Here is a 6247-nt window from a genome sequence, read left to right as displayed (position 1 = left end):
TCCGTGTCTCTGCCTGCGGCCTCGTCCTGCGGCGCTCATTGTGCTGCTGCTGCTGGTGCTGATGCTGATGCTGATGCCGATGCTGATGCTGATGCTGATGCTGATGCCGATGCTGATGCTGATGCTGATGCTGACGCTGATGCTGATGCTGACGCTGATGCCGATGCTGATGCTGATGCTGATGCTGATGCTGATGCTGATGCTGATGCTGATGCTGATGCTGATGCTGATGCTGATGCTGACGCTGATGCTGATGCTGATGCTGACGCTGATGCTGATGCCGATGCTGATGCTGATGCTGATGCCGATGCTGATGCTGATGCTGATGCCGATGCTGATGCCGATGCTGATGCTGATGCTGATGCTGATGCTGACGCTGATGCCGATGCTGACGCTGATGCTGATGCCGATGCTGACGCTGATGCCGATGCTGATGCTGATGCCGATGCCGATGCTGACGCCGACGCCGATGTTGACATTGACTGGAGGGATTTCTTGGTTGATCGGCCGTCTGTTAAGCCGATTCATGCGGGGGATAAGATTGTTAGAGGGACAATTCCGTATAAAGATATCAAATCTATGGTAAAAGATGCCATTGCTGATGCACCTGATGGCACAGAATTCTTTATTGTGGTTACCTTGCCGGATGGTTCAACGATTGAAATTCCGGTTTCTGCGAACGGAGATTTTACTCTTAACATTCCAAATGGTTTAGATTTGAAAGCTGGCGATATTTTAGGTTTTACAATTAAAGCCGTTTATGATGGCCAAACGAAAACAGGTGAAACACTACTAGCGGTAGTTCAACCAAATGATGTTGAGACGGGTGGTGGAGGTGTTCCATTACCAACGAATGTTTCCAACACATCATCTGGTGGCGGAACATCGATTACGTACTCGAATAGCGATGGTACGTTATCTGGTAGTGGAATGGCAATGAACTCTTCGCTTCCTTCAACAGGAGATGAAGCAAGTTCAGCAGCACCGTGGATTGGTGCAGGAATGCTCGCTGCTTTAGCTGGGTTGTTTAGTAGAAAACGTAGAAAAGCGAATAAATAATGATGATTCTTCCCGCTCGAAATGAGCGGGGAGATTTCTAAAGGAGTTTTTAAGATGCCATTTGAAACAGCTTTTAAAAAAATTGAAAATAGCGCTATGGAAACGTTGCTTTCAAAAGATAACATGACCTACGAAATGAAATGGAATGGTTTTCTTTCACTCGGGTATGAAAACAAGCGCGCCAAAGTAATCAATATTAGTCGTATGTCACTTCGAAGTTTGATGGACGATATTTTAAGAGCACTTAAGAAAAATCAAACAGATGATTTGGTGTCATTTAAAGTTGACGTCGCATTTAATTACGAAGATTTTCCTCTGCATGTGTGGAATAAAGAAGTTTTAGAGACGAAAAAAAATTACTATCGCAAAGGTATTTGTTTTGATAAGAAATTTGAACAAGCTTTACTTGAGCAAGAATTAAACGGGAATGCGGTTTTAAAAGCCGGGAAAGAAGACGTTTGTTTAAATCTGGAAAATTTAAATCGCTATTTGATTCAAGCGGGAAAACACGGAAAACCGTTGCAACTTAACGGTTATACGAATGTGACAACCTTTTCCACGTACAGTTGGTTTTTTGATGGGAAAGACGTTTTTACGTTACATACAGATGAATTAGCTCACGGGGTTCGAGAGGAACAATTGACTGAACAGCGAGTGAAGCAAATCGTTGAAAATGCGGGGATTTATTTAGCTAAACAAGTGAAAAAAACAGGTGAATTCCATTATGGGTATTTTGCTTGCTTCGATAAAACGATTAAGCACTACAATACGCTGCGCCATGCGAGTACGACATATTCGATGCTGGAAGCGTATGAAGTATCAGGAAATCAAACGATTTTAGCGGCCGCAATTCGTGCCCTCACTTATTTAAAACAAAATTTTATCCTTGAAAAAGAAGATTTTGCGTATGTGACCGAGCCGGAGCTGCGCGAAATAAAACTTGGGGCGAACGCTGCCGCACTGCTTGCTTTTTCAAAATATATGACACTTACGAAAAATCATGAAGACCTTCCGCTTGCGGAAAAACTCGCCTGGGGAATCTTACGGCTACAAGAACAGGATGGCAGTTTCACACACGTCTTGCATGCCCCAACTATGGAAGTGAAAGATCCGTTTCGGATTATTTATTACGAAGGCGAGGCCGTGCTAGGCTTGCTACGTCTATACGGCGTGAGCAAAAACGAGGCGTATTTAAGAGGTGCGGAGAGCGCATTTCAAAACTTCATTGCAAAAAACTATTGGCGCAACCACGATCACTGGCTAAGCTATGCGGCAAATGAAATCGCAACCTACATTCCAGATGAAAAATACGTTTTGTTCGGCATGCAAAATGCGTTTGATAACTTGGATTTTATTTACCACCGTGAAACGACTTTTCCTACCTTCCTCGAACTGACACTTGCCGCCCACGAACTATACGGAAAACTCGAAATGAATCGCCCTTTGGAAAGTGTGTTTTCAAAAGAACGTTTGCGAGAAGTCATTCAAAAGCGTGCCGACTACCAATTAAACGGATTGTTTTATCCAGAAGTAGCCATGTACTTTAAAAATCCGGCACGTATTACGGACAGTTTTTTTATTCGGCATCACTCGTTTCGCGTTCGGATTGACGATGTGGAGCACAATATTTCGGGTTATGCGAAATTTTATGCGTTAATTTGCCAGGAAAATGCAGAAAAAATTACTCTGTAAAGAAAAAACACTTTACAAACAAATCCTTTACTGGTAATATATATACTTGTGTAAGACTTTATGGAGGTGTATATAAACATGGCAGTTAAAATTCGTCTAAAACGCATGGGTTCTAATAAAAAACCTTTCTACCGTATCGTAGTTGCGGATTCTCGTTTCCCACGTGACGGTCGTTCGATCGAAACACTAGGAACTTACAATCCTTTACTAGACCCTGCTGAAGTTAAAATCAATGAAGAAGCAGTTTTAAAATGGATGCATAATGGTGCAAAACCTTCTGACACTGTTCGTAACATTTTGTCTAAAGAAGGCATCATGGAGAAATTCCATAACCAAAAATTAGGGAAATAAGGAAGGGGCCTGCGAATGGAAGATTTGATTATCGCCATCGTAAAACCACTTGTTGACCATCCGGAAGATGTTTTACTTCAAATCGAAGAAACAGATTCCACTGTTTTTTATAAATTGACAGTGAAGAAAGATGATATGGGACGAGTTATCGGTAAACAAGGTCGAATCGCAAAAGCAATTCGGACGCTCGTTTACGCAGCTGGCGCTAAAAATGCCAAAAAGGTACGCCTTGAAATCATCGAATAAAAGAAGCTCGGTTGGTGAAACCGAGTTCTTTTTATGTTCTCTGGATGGGTTAATACGCCTAGCTCTTTTTACTTAAAATTACTTTTTATATTGTGCATTTCATTACTTTTAAATATATACGATGTAATTTATTATAATTATTTTTAGTAAATGAGCGAAAATCAGTTTTTGAAATAGAAAAAACGCCTTTTGTAATCGCTTTCTATTTGTGCTAAGCTATAATCAAATAGTGGATAGTTACTGTGCGGCAGGCAAAACCAATTTTTCGGTAGTTTTCTATCGTGAAGAGGTTTTGCCTGTTTTTTGTTGCGGTTGACTATTTTAGAATGAGAGCGAAAAGAGGAGATTTAAGGATGAAAAAAAGATGGTACTCATTAGCGTTTCTGGTTTTTGCGAGCTTAAGCCTAGCAGCTTGTTCATCAACTGAAGAAGCCGCAAAGAAAATTGATGCTAAAAAAGTGGAACTAGTGACAGAAGTTGTGGATAAAGGAGAAGTTGGCTCAGCCGTCATCTTAACTTATCCTGAAGAAATAAATGGCAATAAATTGGCGACATCTGATTTTTCTGTTTTTGCAGGAGCAAAGAGTCGTACTATTCAAGCAGTATATACGAGCGAAGAGCAAACAGCCGGCACACCTAGTGAAAAAGGGAAATATGTTGTACTAGAATTAAATCCAAATGATGCCAATGCGAGCACACTCGTGTTCGATATTGAGAAATTTATTAATACACGCGCAAACTTAACCTATACAGTTGCACAAACGGACGAAATTGAATCGGCTAAAGGCACGAAATATGCAGCAACCGATGCTTTAAAAATTAGTGAAATTAAAACGCCTATTTTAGATACGTTTAAAGCGAGCACATTTGAAGATGGCAAAAATAAAATGCAATATCGTCTATTTTCTCCGGAAGTAGGGGAGAATAGTAGTGAGAAAAAACCACTTGTTGTCTATCTTCACGGTTCAGGTGAACGCGGTGAGGACAATGAAATGCAATTGCTCGGTACAGATGGACCGCAAACTTTTTCAGGAATGTCTTTCCAACAAACAACGCCTAGTTACGTTCTAGCACCGCAAGTTCCATGGGACGAAGCACGCGAAGGATGGTTCGGTAAAGGGCAGACGGAACAAGTGAAAAAACTAATTGATAAAGTGGTTTCGGAAAATGACGATATTGATACATCAAGAATTTATATTTCAGGTGTTTCCAATGGAGCGACAGGAACTTGGAAAATGTTAACGGAGAATCCTAATTTCTTCGCGGCTGCGATGCCAATTGCTGGCTATATGTATCATGAAGGTTCGGAATTCATTCAAGTTGGTTCCGCACGGTATTTAGCGCCAGATAAAGCGGATGCTGCGAAAATTAAAGATATTCCGATTTGGACATTCCAAGCAGAAGATGATCCTGTCAACAGTGTTCAAGGCTCGCTTCAAGCGGTCAAAGCGATTCAAGATGCAGGAGGTAAGAAAGTTCAAATGACAGAGTACCCGTCTGGTTTAGTGGCACCAAATCCACACGCCTCATGGGAAAAAGCGTATAATGATTCACAAGCTTTAACTTGGCTTGTGTCAAATGTAAAATAATCGAAGTAGACTCGTCTGGCGCTAGAAATCCAGGCGAGTTTTTCTTTTTTGCAAAAACAGAGTAAAATCCTTCTGAATGGGGTAAAATAAATTGAGGTCAGGAGGTAGAGAAAATGAAACCAATTATTGGGATTACAGGAAATAGGCTCGCAAAAGGTATTGATAAATTTTACGGGCATCGTGTCACATATACGCAACAACGCTATGTTGATGCGATTCATAAAGTAGGGGGATTACCAATTGTTATCCCGATTGATGACCCAGATAGCGCCAAGCAAATGATCGGGTTAGTAGATGGCTTATTAATGACGGGAGGACAAGACATTACGCCGTTTTATTACGGAGAAGAACCGCTTCCTGAAATTGCCGATTATGCACCCATTCGCGATGCATTTGAAATTGAACTTACGAAACAAGCATTCGCAGCTAAAACGCCAATTCTTGCAGTATGCCGTGGTATGCAAGTAGTCAATGTGGCGCTTGGCGGTTCGCTTTATCAAGACGGGAAGTACGTAGAAGGTTCGCTTTTGCAACACTTACAGCAAGTAGATGAACAACTCGGCTCCCATTTAATTGATATAGATCCAGGAAGTTTACTAGCAACAGTTCATGGCACTAGAAAGCGTGTGAATAGCTTGCACCACCAGTATGTTAAAAAAGTAGCTAGTCGTCTACATGTCACAGCGCGTACACAAGACGGTATGATTGAAGCTGTGGAAGGAAACGAACTAGAAAGCTTTTTCATCGGCGTCCAGTGGCACCCTGAACTCATGTTCCAAATGGACAGAGAGAGCGAAGATTTATTCGCCCTTTTTGTAAAAGCAAGTAAGAAAAACTAAGCTTTTTTAGAAAACCTTTGGAAAGTGTGCGGCAAACTGATAAAATAAAAATAGTAGTAACGCGTCTGGAGGTGCAAAGTGAAACTCATTCAAAAAGTAGTCATTATGCAAGTTTTGACGGAACAAAGCAAACTTGAACTTTTAACGTATTATAAAGAGCAAAAACGCCTTTTAGAAACAGAAAGTGAACAGCTTTTATTTGAACAAAAAAAAGTGGAACATAAAAACCGTTACCAGCCAGAGCGTGTTAATGAATATTTTGAACATGAATTAAACTTGCGCCAAGAGAAAATCAAGTTGGTGGAATTTCAAATGGAACAACTTGAAACGCTACCGCTTGGGAGTGAAATTCGCGAACGCGAGCTTGAAACGATTGTAGATGTTCAAGTTGGCGATGAGTGGAGCGATGCCACACTTAGTAAAACGATTGTTGTAACGGACGGAGTAATTACAGAAATACGCTAGAGGTGA

The 6247-nt window shown here is 41.1% G+C and carries 7 protein-coding genes; all 7 read left to right on the top strand.

From position 1 onward, the window contains the following. A partial coding sequence (locus tag CFT42_RS14910; protein ID WP_208611158.1) for an LPXTG cell wall anchor domain-containing protein occupies positions 1–1059 on the top strand: 1059 nt, incomplete at its 5' end. Between the two features lie 54 nt (positions 1060–1113). Continuing rightward, positions 1114–2751, top strand: a complete 1638-nt coding sequence (locus tag CFT42_RS11000) for a poly(glycerol-phosphate) alpha-glucosyltransferase (RefSeq protein ID WP_088816137.1) — start codon at positions 1114–1116, stop codon at positions 2749–2751. A 78-nt stretch (positions 2752–2829) separates the two neighbouring features. Next, the gene (gene rpsP, locus CFT42_RS10995; protein WP_088809529.1) at positions 2830–3102 is read left to right on the top strand and encodes a 30S ribosomal protein S16; all 273 of its coding nucleotides are present in this window, start codon (positions 2830–2832) and stop codon (positions 3100–3102) included. 15 nt (positions 3103–3117) lie between these two features. Then, complete coding sequence (locus tag CFT42_RS10990; RefSeq protein WP_088809530.1) at positions 3118–3348, top strand: KH domain-containing protein; 231 nt, start codon at positions 3118–3120, stop codon at positions 3346–3348. Between the two features lie 353 nt (positions 3349–3701). Next, positions 3702–4937 (top strand): prolyl oligopeptidase family serine peptidase, encoded by a 1236-nt coding sequence (locus CFT42_RS10985; protein WP_088816136.1) that lies wholly within the window; start codon positions 3702–3704, stop codon positions 4935–4937. 113 nt (positions 4938–5050) lie between these two features. Then, positions 5051–5776 (top strand): gamma-glutamyl-gamma-aminobutyrate hydrolase family protein, encoded by a 726-nt coding sequence (locus CFT42_RS10980; RefSeq protein WP_088809532.1) that lies wholly within the window; start codon positions 5051–5053, stop codon positions 5774–5776. A gap of 78 nt (positions 5777–5854) precedes the next feature. Then, positions 5855–6241: a YlqD family protein gene (locus tag CFT42_RS10975; protein WP_088809533.1), complete on the top strand. Its 387-nt coding sequence runs from the start codon at positions 5855–5857 to the stop codon at positions 6239–6241. Positions 6242–6247 lie beyond the last annotated feature (6 nt).

This window comes from Listeria goaensis, from assembly GCF_900186125.1.
GTDB lineage: Bacteria > Bacillota > Bacilli > Lactobacillales > Listeriaceae > Listeria > Listeria goaensis.
This window is presented reverse-complemented; position numbering and strand designations above follow the sequence as displayed.

Excerpts from the sequence above, each read along its gene's own strand:
- CFT42_RS10985 (WP_088816136.1), top strand. The coding sequence starts at position 3,702 with ATGAAAAAAAGATGGTACTCATTAGCGTTTCTGGTTTTTGCGAGCTTA.
- CFT42_RS11000 (WP_088816137.1), top strand. The coding sequence starts at position 1,114 with ATGCCATTTGAAACAGCTTTTAAAAAAATTGAAAATAGCGCTATGGAA.
- CFT42_RS10980 (WP_088809532.1), top strand. The coding sequence starts at position 5,051 with ATGAAACCAATTATTGGGATTACAGGAAATAGGCTCGCAAAAGGTATT.
- rpsP (WP_088809529.1), top strand. The coding sequence starts at position 2,830 with ATGGCAGTTAAAATTCGTCTAAAACGCATGGGTTCTAATAAAAAACCT.
- CFT42_RS10990 (WP_088809530.1), top strand. The coding sequence starts at position 3,118 with ATGGAAGATTTGATTATCGCCATCGTAAAACCACTTGTTGACCATCCG.